The organism is Pseudomonas sp. Sample_20 (assembly GCF_004307585.1).
In the GTDB taxonomy this organism is placed as follows: domain Bacteria; phylum Pseudomonadota; class Gammaproteobacteria; order Pseudomonadales; family Pseudomonadaceae; genus Aquipseudomonas; species Aquipseudomonas atacamensis.
Map to the genome: position 1 here is coordinate 11,183 of NZ_RCOA01000085.1, position 17,371 is coordinate 28,553.

Consider the following 17,371-nt stretch of genomic DNA (forward strand, 5'->3'; position numbering starts at 1 on the left):
ATCCGTGGACGTCCGCCCCACCCATTTACAGGGAGTAGTAATGGACAACATCGTCATTGCCGACAAAGCCAATTCTCAGCTCACTGCCCAGAACTGGGGCAATGTTCAGCTCAATCAACCTTCAGTTGTACAAATGCCGGTCCGTCCCGACCAACTGGCGTCGACCAGTCGCAGCGGTCAGGATTTGATCGTCAATCTGAAGTCTGGCGAGCAAATCAAAATCTCCAATTTCTTTGTCACCAGCCCTGACGGCGTGCCCAATGACATTGTCTTTCAGGGTGACGACGCGACGCTGTGGCAGGCGCGCTACAGCGCCGAGCCGTTCAATGGCTTTACCTTTGACGAAATCAATTCGCTGGACGAGCTGATCGCTGGCGTCGGAGTGGTGGATGGCGCGACGCCGGCATGGGCGATTGCCGGGCTTGGCCTGCTGGGCGCGGGTGGTGCGGCAGCCGCTGCCGGCGGAAGTGGGGGCGGCGGCGGTGGCGGTGGCGGTGGCGGTGCAGACGCGACGCCTCCTGCGCCCGCGACCGGATTAACCTTGTCGGCCGATGGCCGGGTGCTGAGTGGTTTTGGCGAAGCTGGCAGTGTCGTTCAGGTACGCGATGCAGCCGGCAACCTTTTGGGGTCCGGAACCGTTGGCGCCGATGGCAGTTTCCAGGTCGACCTGGGCGCGCCGCAGAACAATGGTCAGCCGCTCGACGTCACACTCACCGACCCTGCGGGCAACGTTTCGACGCCGGGTACGGTCACTGCGCCGGATACCACCGCGCCCACCGCGCCAGGCAATCTCAGCGTGAGTGCCGATGGCACGCAACTCGGCGGCACCGGTGAAGTCGGCTCGACCATCCAGGTGCGCGCCGCCGATGGCACTCTGCTCGGTAGCGCTGTGGTGGCGGCGGATGGCACCTTCAGCGTCGCCCTCAGCCCCGCGCAAACCGGCGGTCAGCCGCTGACAGTGAATGCCACCGATGCGGCAGGCAATATCTCGACCGGCGCAACGGTCAGCGCGCCGGAGATCGTCGAACCGACGACGCCAGGCAATCTTGGTTTGAGCAGCGACGGCAGCCAACTGACCGGCACCGCCCGGGCCGGCACCACGATCGAAGTCCGTGCCGCCAACGGCGAATTGCTCGGGCGCGCGGCGGTGGCCGCTGACGGTACTTTCCTGCTGACGCTGGTTCGCGCGCAGGCCAACGGTGAAACCTTCAGTGTCGTGGCAGTCAACAGCGCCGGCGCGCAATCGCCGGCCATCACCTTCAATGCACCAGACATCACCGGCCCCGGCACTGCGACGGATCTGGCGGTGAGCAGCGATGGCCTCTCGGTCACCGGCCGTGGCGAACCCGGCAGCACAGTCAGCGTCACCAATGCCCAAGGTACGTTGCTCGGCACAGCGCAGGTGGCAGCCGATGGCTCGTTTACCGTGCAACTTAACGCCGCGCAAATCGATGGTGAGGCGCTGAGCGTGCTGGTCACCGACGCCGCCGGCAACCCTTCGCCAGCAGCGACCGTTATCGCCATTGATCTGGATGGCCTGACTCAACCGAGCGACATCGCGGTAAGCGTCGATGGCACGCAGTTGAGCGGACGCGGCCAGCCCGGTTCGACCGTAACGGTGCGCGACGCCAACGGCAATGTGCTCGGTTCGGCCGTGGTGGCGGCGGACGGTACGTTCAGCCTGCAACTGAGCAGTCCGCAGAACAATGGCGAAACACTGCAGATCAGTGCCAGCGACGCGGCTGGCAACACTTCCGCACCACTGAACTACGTGACGCCTGACACCCAAGGGCCGACGGCCGTCTCCGATCTTGCGCTCGACGCTCAGGGGCAGACGCTCACCGGTAAGGGTGAGTTGGGTGCGTCGGTCACTGTGCGCGATCCGGCCGGCAACATCATCGGCACGGGCACGGTGGATGCCGATGGCAATTTTACCGTTCCACTTTCCACACCACAGACCGATGCGCAACAACTGCAAGTGATCCAGACCGACGCAGATGGCAATCCATCGGCGCCGGTCAACGTGATCGCACCCGATCTGACCACACCGGTAGCCGTGACCGATGTGAGCATTTCCGCCAATGGCGCCGTAGTCTCCGGCGCGGGTCAGATCGGCGCCACCGTTACTGTCACTGACACCAACGGGACCGTGCTGGGAACAGCTTTGGTCGGCAGCAACGGCCGGTTCGAAGTCACCCTGTCCTCGCCCCAAACCAATGGCCAGAACCTCAGCGTGGTGCAGACCGATGGCTCGCCCACTGGCTCCCCGGCAGTTCCAGTTGAAGCGCCGGATATCCAGGCTCCCACTGCCCCTTCGGATCTGACGCTGAACGCAGGCGGCACTGAACTGAGCGGCACCGGCGAACCCGGTGCCACCGTGTCGGTCAAGGATTCGGCCGGCAATGTGCTGGGCACCGCGATCGTCGACGGCACCGGCGCCTTCACAGTGCCCCTGAACAGCCCGCAGATCGAAGGCCAACAACTGCAAGTCAGCCAATCGGATGGCGTGAACGTTTCCCCCAGCACACCACTGACGGCGACGGACACCACCGCGCCGCTGGCGCCGGACAATGTCGTGCTCGCCAGTAACGGCGTGACCTTGACCGGCACCGGGCAAGCGGGCAGCACCGTAACCGTCAGCGCGCCCGACGGCACGGTGCTCGGCTCTACGGTGGTCGCCAGCGACGGCAGTTTCAGCGTCAACCTGAGCCCGGCTCAGCTCGACGGTCAGGTGCTGAACGTGATCCAGACCGACGCGAGCACCCTGCCCTCGCCAGCCACGCCGGTCACCGCACCGGACATCACCGCCCCGCCTGCACCGACCGGGCTGGTCGTCGATCCTGCAGGGGCCACGGTCACCGGCACCACGCAGCCCAATAACACGGTGCAGGTGCTGGATGCCGACGGTAACGTCCTTGGCACCGCGACCGCTGACGGCACGGGCGCCTTCACGGTCGACCTCGATACTGCGCAGACCAATGGCGAAGCCTTGCAAGTCGTGGTGTCGGATGGCGCCAACAGTTCGCTTCCCGGCAGCGTCACCGCGCCGGACAGCACCCCGCCGGCAGCGGTCAGCGATCTCGCGCTCAACCCGGCCGGCACGCAGGTCTCTGGCCTTGCCGAACCGGGAACCACGGTCACCGTCAGCATTGCCGGCGGTGGCGCTGTGCTGGGCACCGCGACGGCCGATGCGGATGGCCGCTTTGTCGTGACCCTCAGTCCACCGGCCGAGCCTGGCGGCAATCTGGAAGTCATCAGCACGGATAGCGGCGGTAATGATTCGCCCGTCGTGCCGCTGGCAGGACTGGACGGTAGCCAGGTCGCGACCCCGACCGATCTGGCCTTGAGTGCCGATGGTTTCACCCTGACCGGCGCCGGTACGCCCGGTTGCACCGTGACGGTGACCAGCAGCAGCGGCACGGTGCTCGGCTCCGGGCTGATCAACAGCTTCGGCCGCTTCACCCTGTTGCTCAGTAGCAAACAGATCAATGCGCAAGTCCTCCAGGTGACCGCCACAAGTCCCGACGGTGACGTGTCGATTCCGGGCACGGTGACGGCGATCGATGGCACCGCGCCGGATGCTGTGAGCAATCTAACGCTGAATGCCAACGGCACGACACTCACTGGACGCGGTGAGGCCGGGGCGACGGTCACTGTCACCGACGCCACAGGTACCGTGCTCGGTACTGCACTGGTCGCCAGCAATGGCACGTTCAGCCTGACGCTGACGCCGGCACAACTTAATGGCCAGGCGCTTACCGCGATCCAGAGCGATGCCGCCGGCAACCTGTCGCAACCCGCCGGCATCATCGCTACCGATCTGCAACCTCCAGCTGCCGCGACTGGCGTCAGCATCAATGACGTCGGCACCGTGGTCAAAGGCCAGGGCGAAGCCGGCAGCACCGTGACCGTGCGCGATGCCGCCGGTAACGTGTTGGCCACCGGCGTAGTCGATCAGAGCGGCAACTTCCAGGTCACCCTGCCCAACGCGCAGAACACCGGCGAAACCCTGCAGGTCACTCTGACCGACGCCAATGGCAACGCCTCGACTTCCACTGGTGTGATCACCGTAGACGGCACCCCGCCGGCCGCTGTGCAAAACCCACTGATCAGCGCCGATGGCAGCACCCTCAGCGGCACTGGTGAGGCTGGCGCGACGGTCAATGTCACCACCGCCAACGGCACCTTGCTCGGCAGTGCCGTGGTTGGCGCGGACGGTTCGTTCAGCGTGACCCTGGCGCCAGCGCAGAGCAATGGTGAGGCGCTCGCGATCAGCCAGACCGACCCTGCCGGCAACGTCTCGCCATCAACCAGTGTCAACGCCCCCGACATCAGCCCGCCGGCGGCACTGACCCAGGTTGCGGTGAATGCTGACGGTGTCACCGTCACCGGCCACGGCGAGCCCGGCGCCACCGTGTCTGTACGCAGCGCCGACGGCACCCTGCTTGGCACCGCGCAGGTCGGCAGCGGCGGCGCGTTCACTGTCACGCTGAACGCAGCACAACTGAATGCCGAAGTGCTGACCGTCACTCAGGAAGATCCGCCGGGTAACGTTTCGACTGCGGTTGAAGTCACCGCCGTGGATTTGACTGCGCCGGCGATTCCGAGCGCATTGACGCTCAATGCTGCCGGCGTGCAACTGGCCGGTAACGCCGAGGCCGGCAGTACCGTGACCGTGCGCGACAGCCAGGGCAAACTCCTCGGCACCACCACGGCGGCCGCGAACGGCACTTTCCAGATTACCCTCAACAGCCCGCAAACCAATGGCCAGGCACTCAACGTGACAGCCACCGATGCGGCAGGCAATCCGTCGGCCCCGGCAATCGTCAATGCGGTCGATAGCACGGCGCCGTTGGTGGCGAGCGATCTGGCGGTGAGCGCCGATGGTGCCACCCTGACCGGCATTGGTGAGGTCGGCGCCAGCGTGGAAGTTCGCGATGCCGGCGGTGTTTTGCTGGGTACCGCGACCGTGGCCAGCAACGGCAATTTCAGCGTCACGTTGTCCCCGGCTGCCGTGGCTGGATCGAATCTTTCCGTGGTGCAGATCGATGCTGCCGGCAACACCGGACCGGCGGCGCCGGTGACTGCACCGGGCAATCTGGCGGAAAGTGCACCGACCAATCTGGCCCTCAGCGCCGACGGTCTGACCCTGACCGGCTCGGCCACCGCCGGCAGTACCGTGAGCATTCGCAATGCCTCGGGCGTGTTGCTCGGCAGCGCGCTGGTGGCGGCCAACGGCACTTTCAGCGTCACGTTGAATGCCGCGCAACTCAACGGCGAACAGCTGTCTGCCGTGGCGACGTCGAGCGCCGGGATCAATTCATCCCCGACCGATTACACCGCTGCCGATATCGCCGCGCCAACGCCGCTCAGCGAGCTGAGCCTGGCACCGAACGGCACGGCCCTGACCGGGCGCGGTGAAGCCGGCGCCACGGTGACCGTGCTCGGCACCGGCGGAGCGGTTCTCGGCAGCGCCGTGGTGGCGGCCAATGGCACCTTCAGCGTCACCCTCAGCCCGGCACAGACCTCTGGTCAGACTTTGAGCCTGAGCCAGGCCGACGCCGCCGGCAACGAATCCAACAGCGTCAACCTGATCGCCCCGGATCTGATCGCGCCCAATCCGCCGGCGGCGCTCGTGGCAAGCGCTGACGGCACCTTGCTGTCGGGTACCGGTGAGGCCGGCACCACGGTCAACGTGTACAACGCCGCCGGAGCGCTGGTCGGGACCGGCACCGTGAGCATCGACGGCACGTTTGCGATCACCCTGACCACACCGCAAGCCAATGGCCAGGCGCTGACCGTGTCGCTGACGGATGCGGCGGGCAACACCTCGGCAGCCACGCCGTTCACTTCGGTCGACAGCACACCGCCAGCGGCCGTTTCGCAACTGAGCATCGGCGGCGACGGCGCAAGCCTGACCGGGCGCGGCGAACCCGGCGCGCAGGTGCGCGTCATCGACAGCGACGGCGACGTGCTTGGCACCGCCGTGGTCAGCGCGACCGGTACCTTCACCCTGCCACTGAACCCGGCGTTGACCAACGCCGAAGTGATCACCGTGGTCCAGGCCGACGCAGCGGGCAACGACTCGCCGGCAGTGAACCTGACCACACCGGACTTCACCCCGCCTGATCCACTGGACAACGTCGACATCAACTCGTCCGGCGCGCTGGTCATCGGTACTGGCGAACCCGGCGCGACCGTGACCGTGCGCGATGCCAATGGCACCTTGCTCGGCACCAGCGTGGTACTCGGCGACGGCACCTTCAGCGTCACCCTCAATCCGCCGCAGATCAACGAACAGATCCTCAGCGTGCAGCAGGCTGATCCACCCGGCAACGTCAGCGCGCCTGTGTCGATCACCGCACCGGATCTGACCCCGCCAGCGACGCCGGCCGATCTGCAACTGAATGCCGATGGCGACACCCTCACCGGGACCGGCGAAGTCGGCGCCATTGTCCGCGTGACATCCGCAGACGGTACCGAGCTGGGCACCGGCACCGTGGGCAGCGATGGCCGTTTCCAGATCACCGTGACCCTAACACAGACCAATGGCCAAGCGCTGTTCGTGGTGTTGGCGGATGCGGCCGGCAATGCCTCGCCTGCCGGCACCCTGACGGCACCTGACAGCACGCCTCCTGCCGCGCTGACCGATGTCGAGATCGACGCCAGCGGCAACCTCATCACCGGCTCCGGTGCGGCGGGCTCGCAGGTAGTCGTCACCAACGCGGTGGGCACCATCATCGGCACCGGTACCGTGGCGTCCGATGGCAGTTTCAGCGTGACACTGGACCAGCCGCTGCTCAACGGTGAAGCCTTATCGGTGATCCAGCGTGATGCCGCGGGCAACCCCTCGCCGATCGTGCCCGTCACTGCGCCGGACATCACCCTGCCCGCTGCGCCCACAGGCCTCGCTCTTACGTCCGACGGCGTGACACTGACCGGTATCGGTGAAGCCGGCGCCACGGTGCGTGTACTCAGCGCGACTGGCACTGTGTTGGGCTCGGCAACCGTGGCCGGCAATGGCTCGTTCAGCGTGACCCTCAATCCGCCGCAGGTGAATGGCGAGCTGTTGAGCGTCAATCAGACTGATCCGGCTTCAAACATTTCACCCCCAGCACCTCTGCAAGCGGGCGACAGCACTGATCCACTGGAAGTGGCCGATCTCAACGTCAGCCAGGACGGCTTGACCGTCACCGGTACCGGCGAGCCCGGCGCAACCGTCACCGTGCTTGACGGCGCGGTGGTGCTCGGCACAGCGACGGTGGCGGGAGATGGCAGTTTCAGCGTCACGTTGTCGGCTGCGCAACTCGATGGTCGCGCACTGTCGGTCGTGCAGGCCGACGCACAAAACAACCAGTCCGAGCCCGTACTGGTCGACGCGCCGGACAGCACTGCGCCGATCGCACCAACGGTGACATCGCTGACCGGCGCTGGCACCTTGCTCGCCGGGACCGCCGAAGCCGGCAGCACCGTGACTGTCCTGTCTGCCAACGGCACTGTGCTGGGCACGGCGGTAGCATTGGGCGACGGCACCTACACCGTCACGCTGAATCCGGCCCAGGCCAACGGTCAGTTGTTGTCGGTGATCGCGACGGACGAAGCGCAAAACGCATCGCCAGAGCTGCTCTACCCGGCGGCAGATACCACGGCTCCGGATGCCGTCACCGGTCTGACCATCAGCGGCGATCTGAGCCAACTCGCCGGTCGTGGCGAAGCCGGTGCGAGTGTCGAAGTGACCGATGCGCTGGGCAATATAGTCGGCAGCGGCACGGTCGCGGCCAACGGCACATTCCTGATCGATCTGGACCCCGGCATCACCGCCGGGCAAGTGCTGACAGTAAATCAAACAGACGTCGCGACTAACGTGTCCGCAGACGCCGACCTGACTGTTCCGGCAGTGCCAGCCCCGGCTGCACCGGACAATCTTGTACTGACAGCCGACGGCGTGACGCTGACCGGCACGGCGGCGATCGGCACCACCATCAATGTTTATGGGCCTGACAACAGTCTGATCGGCACCGGCGTTACAGGCCAGGATGGCACGTTCAGCGTGGTGCTGACGCCTGCGCAAACCAACGGAGAAAGTCTTGAGGTCACCGCCAACACTGCGCTGGGTGGCGCCTCGCTGCCGACTGAAATCACCGCAGGCGACACCTCGGCGCCGGCGCCGCTCAGCGATCTGGCGGTCAATGCCAGCGGCACACTGGTCACCGGTCGCGGCGAAGTCGGCGCGTCGGTGACCATCACCGGCGCTGGCGGCGTGGTGCTGGGCAATGCGACGGTTGGCGCCAATGGCACCTTCAGCGCACAGCTCAATACGCCGCAGGTCAACGGTCAGGTGCTCAATGCGACTCAGACCGATGCGGCACTCAACACTTCGTCGGGGCTTAACGTAACCGCGCCCGACATCACTCCCCCGGCCGCTCCGACGGCGCTGGTACTCAGCGGTGCCGGTCTGGTGCTCGGCGGGCTCGGTGAAGCCGGCGCCACCGTCACTGTTCGCGGTGCGGGTGGCGCGGTGCTGGGCACGGCGACGGTGGCGGGCAATGGCTCGTTCTCGGTGACCTTGTCATCGGCGCAACTCAACGGCCAGCAGCTGAGCGTCACGCAGAGTGATGCGGCGGGCAACGTTTCGCCGGTTACCAACCTCAGCGTCGCCGATACCACAGCGCCGGCGCCGCTGAGCAATGTCAGCTTGAACGGTACTGGCCTGGCGGTCAGCGGCACGGGTGAGGCCGGCGCGACCGTCAGCGTGACCAACGCAGCCGGTACCGTGCTGGGCACCGCTGTGGTCAATGCTGGCGGCACCTTCACCGTGCAACTGTCCAGCGCGCAACTGAACGGCCAACAGCTGAACGTTCAACAGGCCGACCCGACGGGTAATCTGTCGCAGGTCTTCAATCTGACGGCCCCTGACGTGCAAGCGCCGATTGCAGCCAGCGGTCTGACGCTCGCTGCCAACGGTCTGACGTTGAGCGGTACGGGCGAAGCCGGTGCGACGGTCAACGTCTACGGTCCGGGCGGCGCGCTGATCGGCACCACCACCGTGGGCAGTGGCGGCACGTTCAGCTTCGACCTGAACACCGCGCAACTCGACGGGCAGCTGTTGACCGTGCGTCTGGTCGACCCGGCCGGCAACCTGTCGCCCAACGCCAGCCTGACAGCGCCGGACATTACCGCACCCGGCGCGCCGACTGGCGTCAGCGTCAATGGCAGCGGCACCCTTCTCACTGGCGTCGGCGTGCCCGGTTCGACCATCAGCGTGCGAGGCGTCGGCGGCGTGGTGCTCGGCACCGCCACCGTCGCCGCTAACGGCAGTTTCTCCGTGGCACTGGCCTCGGCGCAGATCAACAGCCAGGTGCTCAGCGTCACCCAGGCCGATCCGAGCGGCAACGTATCGGCTGCGGCGACCGCGACGGCGCCAGACCTGACACCGCCCGCTGCCGCCACGGCGCTGCTGGTCGGCGCCGACGGCCTGACCGTCACCGGTACCGGCGAAGTCGGCGCAACCGTCACCATCAAGTCGGCCAGCGGCGCCGTTCTCGGAACCGGCACGGTCAACAACCTCGGCGTGTTTACCGTCACCCTGAACAGCGCGCAGATCAACGGTGAAAACCTCACCATCAACCTTAGCGACGCACGCGGCAACGTTTCGGTGGCCGCCAACGTCATTGCGCCGGACGTCGACGTCAACGCGCCAGTGATCGCCAGCGATGACCTCGCCGTCGGCACCGTCACCCTGGCACCGGTCACCGCCTCGCAGACCTTCAACGACTCGTTCACCACGCTGCTTGCCGGATTCTCGAAAACCTTCACCTTCACCGTCGCCGGCGGCACGCGTCTTGATCCGACCCTGACGCTGACCACCAGCAGCCTGATTTCGCTGATCGATGGCGTGGTCTACACCCTGCAAGTCAAGGATGCCAGCGGCAACTGGGTGACACTGGATGTCAACGGCAGCGGCGGCCTGCTCGACCTGATCGCGCTCGCCGGCCAAGGCGTGCGGGTCGACATCGGTAACCTGCTGTCAGGCGATTATCGACTGACGGTTTCAAGCACCGGCATCGGCGTGCTGACCACGGTCAATACCCAGCTGCAACTGGATGTCAGCAGCCTGACCCAGTTCAACGGCATTGCCGGGCCAGCGGTGACTGGCAACGTCATCTCCAACGTCGGCGTCGATGGCACGGCCGATCAGACCGGCCCGGACAACGGCGCGCAGTTGCAGATCTTCAAGAACGGCGCCTGGGTCAGCGCCGGCGCCGGCACCACGGTGCAAGGGTTGTACGGCACGCTGACCATCGACGCCAATGGCAACTACAGCTACAAACCGAACGGCAGTGTCAGCAGCGTCGGCAAAGTCGACGTGTTCAACTATCAACTGGTGCACCCGAACGGCTTGAGCGACACCGCCAATCTGTACGTGCGCATCGACAGCCCGCAAGCCAGCGAAGTGTGGAATGACGCCAACCTTGGCAGCCCGGCGCTGGTGGTGGATGCCACAGCGGACAGCGCCTCGACTGACGTCACCCTGATCAACCGCGAAGTCACCACCAACTCTGCCCTTGGCACTTTCAATGTGCTGCTGGGCGGCGGCAGCGGTAACTACAACACGGTGGTCGCGGCCGATACCGTCAGTGACCTGACCGTGGTGGTCAATTCGAGCAACCTGTTGGCGCTGCTCGGTTCGATGACGGTGGGCCTGTACAAGCTCAACACCGCCACCAACCAGTACGTGCTGGTCAAGAGTTACGGCGGCAACGCGCTGGTCAATCTCGGCGGCGGCAACTACGGGATCAAGTTCGACGACCAGACCGCCGGCAGTTATCAGGTGCGGGTGGCAGTGGGCGGCCTCGGCCTGCTGACCAGCGTCAACACCAGCCTGATCAACGTCGCGACCTACAACAATCAGTTCGTGGTCGGCAGCTACACGCCGGTATCGGGCAATCTGCTCACCGACACCGCTGGCGGCGGCGCCGATGTGTTGGGCTCGGTCTACACCTTGCTCAGCGTGCTGGTCGCCGGCAGTTACGTTGCGCTGGGTTACAACGGCGTCTCGCTGGTCGGTAACTACGGCACCCTGGTGGTCCAAGCCAACGGCAACTACACCTACACGCTCAAGGCCGGGCTGACCGATGCGGTGATCGGCCAGGAAGACACCTTCACCTACCAACTCACCCACCCCAACGGCACCGTGGATACCGCGACGCTGACCATCGACCTGAACAATGCCGGCGCATTTGCCAGCACCGCTTTCTCGGCCCTGGCCAGTGATGACCTCGGTCTGGCCCATGCCACTGGCAGCGACTTGATCCAGGGCACCGAGGGCAACGACACCCTCGACGGCTCGCACGGTGGCGCCGTGACCCTGCAAGGTGGCGGTGGCGACGACACGCTGATCATCGCCGATCAGCAATTCACCTCGGTGGACGGCGGCAGCGGCACCGACACCCTGCTCTGGGCCGGTGGTGATGTGTCGATCAACCTCGGCGATCTGCAGAGCAAGATCCACAACGTCGAAATCCTTGACCTCAACCATTCCAGTGCCGTTGCGCTGACACTGAATCTCAGCGATCTGCTGGCGATCACGTCCTCGGACAACAACACCCTGCTGATCAAGGGTGACGACAGGGACAGCGTGCACATGACCGATGGCTGGGTCGCCGATGGCACGCAACAGGCCGACGGCATCGACTATGTTCAATACACGGCGCAGGAGGATCCTAGCCACCACTTGTGGGTACAGAACGGCATTCAAGTGGTTTGAAACAAGACATCGAACGTTGGTCTCTCAACAGTAAGGGAAGTCTGTGGAGTCAGTTTTTCGCCAGAAATGGCCGGTGGTCCTGTTGACCATCGGCCTCTACCCCGCTTTCACCGCCGGCGTTCGCGCCGACGACAATCTCGACAGCAGCTTGCGCAGCATCAGCCCGTCGCAACTGCAACAACCGGCAGGCAATGACAATCGTCAGCGCCCTGCCCTTGCTTCCAAAGCGTCTGCCGATGCGGACGCGTTGGGCCTGGAACAAGCGGTCAGGCTCGCCGTGGACTGGCACCCCCGCATCGGCGAGGCCATCGGCACCCTGTTCCAGCAAGGCGAAGGGGTCAACGTCGCCGAATCCGGTTATTACCCGCAGGTTACCGGCGGCATCAAGGGTGGCTACACCAGCGGTTACGGCAGCGATGCCGGCAGCCAATCGGTGAACATTTCCCTCAAGCAGATGCTGTATGACTTCGGCAAGGTTTCCAGTTCAGTCGACGCCGCCCGCGCCCGGGTGGCGCGCAGTCAGGCCGGGATTCTGCTGGCAATCGACGACATCGCCCGCGACACCGCCAGGGCCTACATCGAAGTGCAGCGTTATCAGCGTCTGCTCGAGGTTGCCCGCGAACAGATTCAGGGCATCGGCGGCATCGTTGACTTGGCCAGACAGCGCAGCGACATGGGCGCCAGCACCCGCTCCGATATGGTCCAGGCGCAGTCCCGCGCAGAAGGCGCGACGGCGACGTTGCAGGAATTCAAGGCGCAATACGCACGCTGGCAAGCCACTCTGACCAGTCTGCTCGGACGGCGCACGCCGCCAGCAGTCAGCGATGCCGCCGCGCCGACGCTGACCCAGGCCTGCGACGCCTCGCAGATCTCCGACACCCTGCCCGCCGTTCTCCAGGCGGCTGCGCAACGCACCCAGGCCCAGGCCGAGCTGGCCCAGGCCAAAGCCGAGGCCTACCCGACCCTGTCGCTGCAACCGTCGGTCAACCAATACCTGGACGACCACTACGACGATCAGAACTCGCGCGCCGATCGCACCCAGGTGGGGATCTTCCTCAACCTCGAAGTGCCGATCTACCAGGGCGGTGCGATCAGTGCGCGCAGCCGCGCCGCCGGGCATGCGCTGACCGCAGCGGATTCGGCCGAAGACTTCGCCCGTCTGCAAGCACGTCAGGGTCTGGCCGAAGCACAGGCGCAAACCTCGGGCCTGAACCGGCGGCTGCGCTCGCTGGAGTTTCGCCAGACCAGCATCACCGAAGCGCGCATGTTGTATGGCCGCCAGTACCTGGAACTGGGCACGCGGCCGCTGCTGGACTTGCTCAACGCCGAGCAGGAAATCCATCAGTCGCGCTTCGATCTGGTCAACACCCAGGCCGAGCTGCAACGCCTGCAGATCGACTGCTTCTACAACAGCGGTGCGATTCGCCGGGTCTTCGGCATCGACCACAGCGCCATCCAGAATGTCGAGATCCTGCCATGACCGATGCCAGCATCACTGTTCCCGAACCCGCTGCTGCCGAAGCTCGCGAAGATTATTCGCCATGGCTGGAAGCGGTGTTGAAGGTCGCCCGCCACTACCGACTCGACGTCTCGCCGGAAAGCGTGCGTCTGGCCTCGGTGCACAGCGAAGGCCGCGTCGAAGAAGTGGTTCGGCACATGGCGCGTCAGGCCGGTTTGAGCGTGAAGTTCGCGGTATTCGACAACAAGAGCCTGAGCCGCTGGCGCACGCCGCTGGTGGTGCAACTGCGCGATGGTCAGGTCGGCGTGCTCGAAAGCATCGGCGAAACCGGCGAGCTGGGCATCTGCTTCAGTGGCGACCAGGGTTTGCAGAGCCGCATGGAGGCTGGCGCGCTCGCCGAGCAGGCCCTGCGCACGGTGATTCTGCGTCCGACGCAACCGGTGGCCGACGTGCGCACCAACGATTACATCAAGCCCTACGACGAGCACTGGTTCCGGCGCATCGTCCTCACCGATCTGCGCCCTTACAGCCAAGTGATGATCGCCTCGCTGGTGGCCAACCTGCTGGGCATGGCCGGGGTACTGTTTTCCATGCAGGTGTACGACCGGGTGATTCCGGCCGAGTCGCTGCCGACCCTGTACGTGTTGTTCGGTGGGGTGATGCTGGCGCTGCTGTTCGATTTCGTCATGCGCATTCTGCGTCTGCGCATCACCGATGTGCTGGGCAAACGCGCCGACTTGCGCGTCTCCGATCTGGTCTTTGGCCACGCCTTGCGCCTGCGCAATTCCGCGCGGCCGAAGTCCACCGGTTCGTTCATTTCGCAGTTGCGCGAGCTGGAGCAGATCCGCGATCTGATCACCTCCAGCACTGCCACGGCACTGGCGGACATGCCGTTTTTCCTGCTGTTCCTGCTGGTGTTCTATTTGATCGGCGGGCCACTGGTGCTGATTCCACTGGTGGCGCTGGTATTCATGTTGCTGCCCGGGATCATCGCGCAACCGCGTCTGGCGCGACTGGCCAATGCCTCGATGCGTGAAGCGGCGCTGCGCAACGCCATGCTGGTGGAAAGTATTCAGGGTCTCGACGACATCAAGGCATTGCAGGCCGAGCAGCGTTTCCAGCAACAGTGGAACCAGTACAACGCCGCCTCGGCGGACAGCAGCCTGCGCCTGCGCACCCTGACCAACAGCCTGGTGGCGTGGACGCAGAACGTGCAAGGCGGAGTGTTCGCAGTGGTCATCGTGTTCGGCGCGCCGATGGTGATTGCCGGCGACCTGACCACCGGCAGTCTGGTCGCGGCGTCGATTCTGTCGTCGCGGATGATGGGGCCGATGGCGCAACTGACCCACGTGCTCACGCGATGGCAGCAGGCCAAGGTCGCGCTCGAAGGCTTGAACCGGATCATGCAGATGCCGGTGGATCATCCCGAAGGCAGTCAGCGCGTGCACCTGCCGGCGATTCGTGGCGACTACCGCATGCGTCAGGCCAGCTTCCGCTACAGCGAGGAATCGACCCCGGCGCTCAACAACATCGACCTGAGCATTCGGCCCGGCGAGCGCATCGCCCTGCTCGGCCGCAACGGCGCTGGCAAGTCGACGTTGCTGCAAGCACTGGGCGGCGCGATGGATCTGAGCAGCGGTGAAACAACCCTGGACGGCATCGCCCTGGCACATCTGGATCCGGCCGATCTGCGCCGCGACGTCGGCCTGCTGTCGCAACAGGCGCGACTGTTTCATGGCACCTTGCGCGACAACATCACCCTCGGCGCCGGTCAGGCCAGCGATCAGGAAATCATCGCTGCGCTGACCGTCACCGGTGCCCTGGACTTTGTTCGGCAGCTGCCCAAAGGCATGGATCACCTGGTGCTTGAGGGCGGCCTGGGTTTGTCCGGAGGTCAGCGTCAAAGCCTGTTGCTGTCACGCTTGTTGATCCGTCAGCCACAAGTGCTGTTGCTCGACGAACCGACGGCCGCGCTCGATGACGTCACCGAGCGTCTGCTGCTGGAAAAACTCGCGACCTGGACCCAGGGCCGAACGCTGGTGGTCGCCACGCATCGGGTCAGTGTGTTGCAACTGGTCGAGCGGATCATCGTCCTCGACAACGGGCGTATCGTCATTGACGACCACCGCGACGCGGCATTGGCGCGGCTGCGCGCACCGGGCAAAGGAGTGGCGGTATGAAGCCGATGATGACCGACGTGCCGGACCCGATGTCCTACCTCGACGGCCGCGATGAGCGCGCACTTGCCGGTGGCGCAAAGGTGATCTGGGGTTGCGCGCTGATGCTCGCCTGCTTCATTGCCTGGGCGGCGTGGTTCGAGATCGTCGAGGTTTCGACCGGTACCGGCAAAGTCGTGCCGAGCTCGCGCGAGCAGGTGATTCAGTCGATGGAGGGCGGCATTCTCGAGCAGCTCAATGTCAGCGAAGGTGCTTTGGTCGAGCGCGGGCAGATCCTCGCGCAACTGGACCCGGTGAAAAACCAGTCCAACGTCGGCGAAAGCGCGGCCAAGTACCGCGCAGCGCTGGCCAGCGTCGACCGCTTGCAGGCCGAAGTCAGCGAAAAGCCCTTGACCTTCGACGCATCGCTGCAGGAATTTCCCGATCTGATCCGCGCCGAAACCGAGCTTTACCAGACCCGGCGCAAAGGTCTGGCGGAAACCCTCGACGGCATTCAGAGCTCGCTAAAACTGGTACGTAGCGAACTGGCGATCACCGAGAATCTGGCGAAGATCGGCGCCTCGAGTCGGGTTGAAGTGCTGCGACTGACCCGTCAACGCTCGGAGCTGGAATTGAAGGCCACCGAAGCCCGCTCCGATTACATGGTCCGCGCCCGCGAAGACCTGGCCAAGGCCAACGCCGAAGCGCAGATGCTCGAAGCGGTGATCCGTGGTCGCACCGATTCACTGTCGCGCCTGACCCTGCGCTCGCCGGTGCGCGGCATCGTCAAGGACATCGAGGTCAGCACGATTGGCGGCGTCATTGCGCCCAACGGCCAGGTCATGCAGATCGTGCCGCTCGATGAACAACTGCTGATCGAGACGCGCATCTCGCCGCGCGACATCGCCTTCATTCATCCGGGCCAGGCGGCGAAAGTGAAAATCACCGCCTATGACTATTCGATCTACGGCAGCCTCGACGGCGAAGTGGTGACGATCTCGCCGGACACCATTCAGGACGAAGCCAAGCCCGAGATCTTCTACTACCGCGTGTTCATCCGTACCGCGTCGGATGAACTGCACAACAAGGCCGGCAAACGCTTCGCCATCGTGCCCGGGATGATCGCCACGGTAGACATCCGTACCGGCGAAAAAACCGTGCTCGACTACCTGATCAAACCACTCAACCGCGCCCGCGAAGCGTTGCGCGAACGCTGATCAGCGGCTGGCCAGTTTGGTCGCCGGTGGCGCTGTCGGGGTGATGCTGGCCTGATAGCGCGACCACTCGCGATTGATCTCCGCGTACGGCAGGAAAATGCTCACGCGCGGTTGATCGAGCAAGTCCTTGCGCTTGAGGCGGCTGACATCGTCACGGGTGAGAAACGCCACGTTGATGCCAACCACTTTGCCATCGGCGGAAAACACCGGCCCGCCGGACATGCCTTTGGCCAGTGCGCCATTATGGGTGCCGTAAAGCACGTTGCCCTCTTTGACGTCGAGGCGAACCATCGCTGGCAACGCCTGGCCGGTGCCCTTGACCGACATGTACAGCGAATTGAAGCCCACCGAAGTCAGCTCCTCGCCCGGCTTGTAGCCGCGCCACGCCGGCACGCTATTGGCCTTGTGGCGGAAGAACTGCACGTCTGCCTGCCCCTGGAAAACCGTGCCCGACAAGTAAGGAATGTGCTTCACCGTCACGGCGAAGTCTTCATTCCATTGCACAGCCGAACCCATCAGCACGTAAGGCAAAGGCGCGCCGGAGTGAACGACAAAGGCTTGGTCTAAAACAGGATCCTGAACAAAAGCGACTGGCATTCCATTGCACCCGCTGAGCAGCAACGACGCTGCAACAAGTGACTTGAGGGGGCGCATTTTCGGTACATCTTGAGGTGAGGAAAGGTGCTGCAATATGTCATTGCGCCATCACTTTTAGCAATAGGCTCAGCCTACCGCTTGTCGGCATGCGATATAGTGAGTCAATGATTGGATC

5 protein-coding genes are annotated in these 17,371 nt (G+C 64.7%); 4 read left to right on the top strand and 1 reads right to left on the bottom strand.

Going from position 1 to position 17,371, the window contains the following annotated elements; genetic code table 11:
* The first annotated feature begins 40 nt into the window (after positions 1-40).
* The 4 genes from D8U70_RS18395 to D8U70_RS18410 are packed head-to-tail and all read left to right on the top strand — an operon-like array spanning position 41 to position 16,599.
* Positions 41-11,767 (top strand): BapA/Bap/LapF family large adhesin, encoded by an 11,727-nt coding sequence (locus tag D8U70_RS18395; protein ID WP_130929460.1) that lies wholly within the window; start codon positions 41-43, stop codon positions 11,765-11,767.
* A 43-nt stretch (positions 11,768-11,810) separates the two neighbouring features.
* Complete coding sequence (locus D8U70_RS18400) at positions 11,811-13,247, top strand: TolC family outer membrane protein (RefSeq protein ID WP_130929461.1); 1,437 nt, start codon at positions 11,811-11,813, stop codon at positions 13,245-13,247.
* Positions 13,244-15,406, top strand: coding sequence for a type I secretion system permease/ATPase (locus tag D8U70_RS18405; RefSeq protein ID WP_110645708.1), 2,163 nt, complete (start codon positions 13,244-13,246; stop codon positions 15,404-15,406). The genes D8U70_RS18400 and D8U70_RS18405 overlap by 4 nt, the downstream gene beginning before the upstream one ends.
* Before the next feature lie 8 nt (positions 15,407-15,414).
* The gene (locus tag D8U70_RS18410) at positions 15,415-16,599 is read left to right on the top strand and encodes an HlyD family type I secretion periplasmic adaptor subunit (protein WP_130929470.1); all 1,185 of its coding nucleotides are present in this window, start codon (positions 15,415-15,417) and stop codon (positions 16,597-16,599) included.
* Here D8U70_RS18410 and D8U70_RS18415 read toward each other — a convergent pair whose 3' ends face one another.
* Positions 16,600-17,196, bottom strand: coding sequence for a trypsin-like peptidase domain-containing protein (locus D8U70_RS18415; protein WP_122750270.1), 597 nt, complete (start codon positions 17,194-17,196; stop codon positions 16,600-16,602).
* Positions 17,197-17,371: the final 175 nt, after the last annotated feature.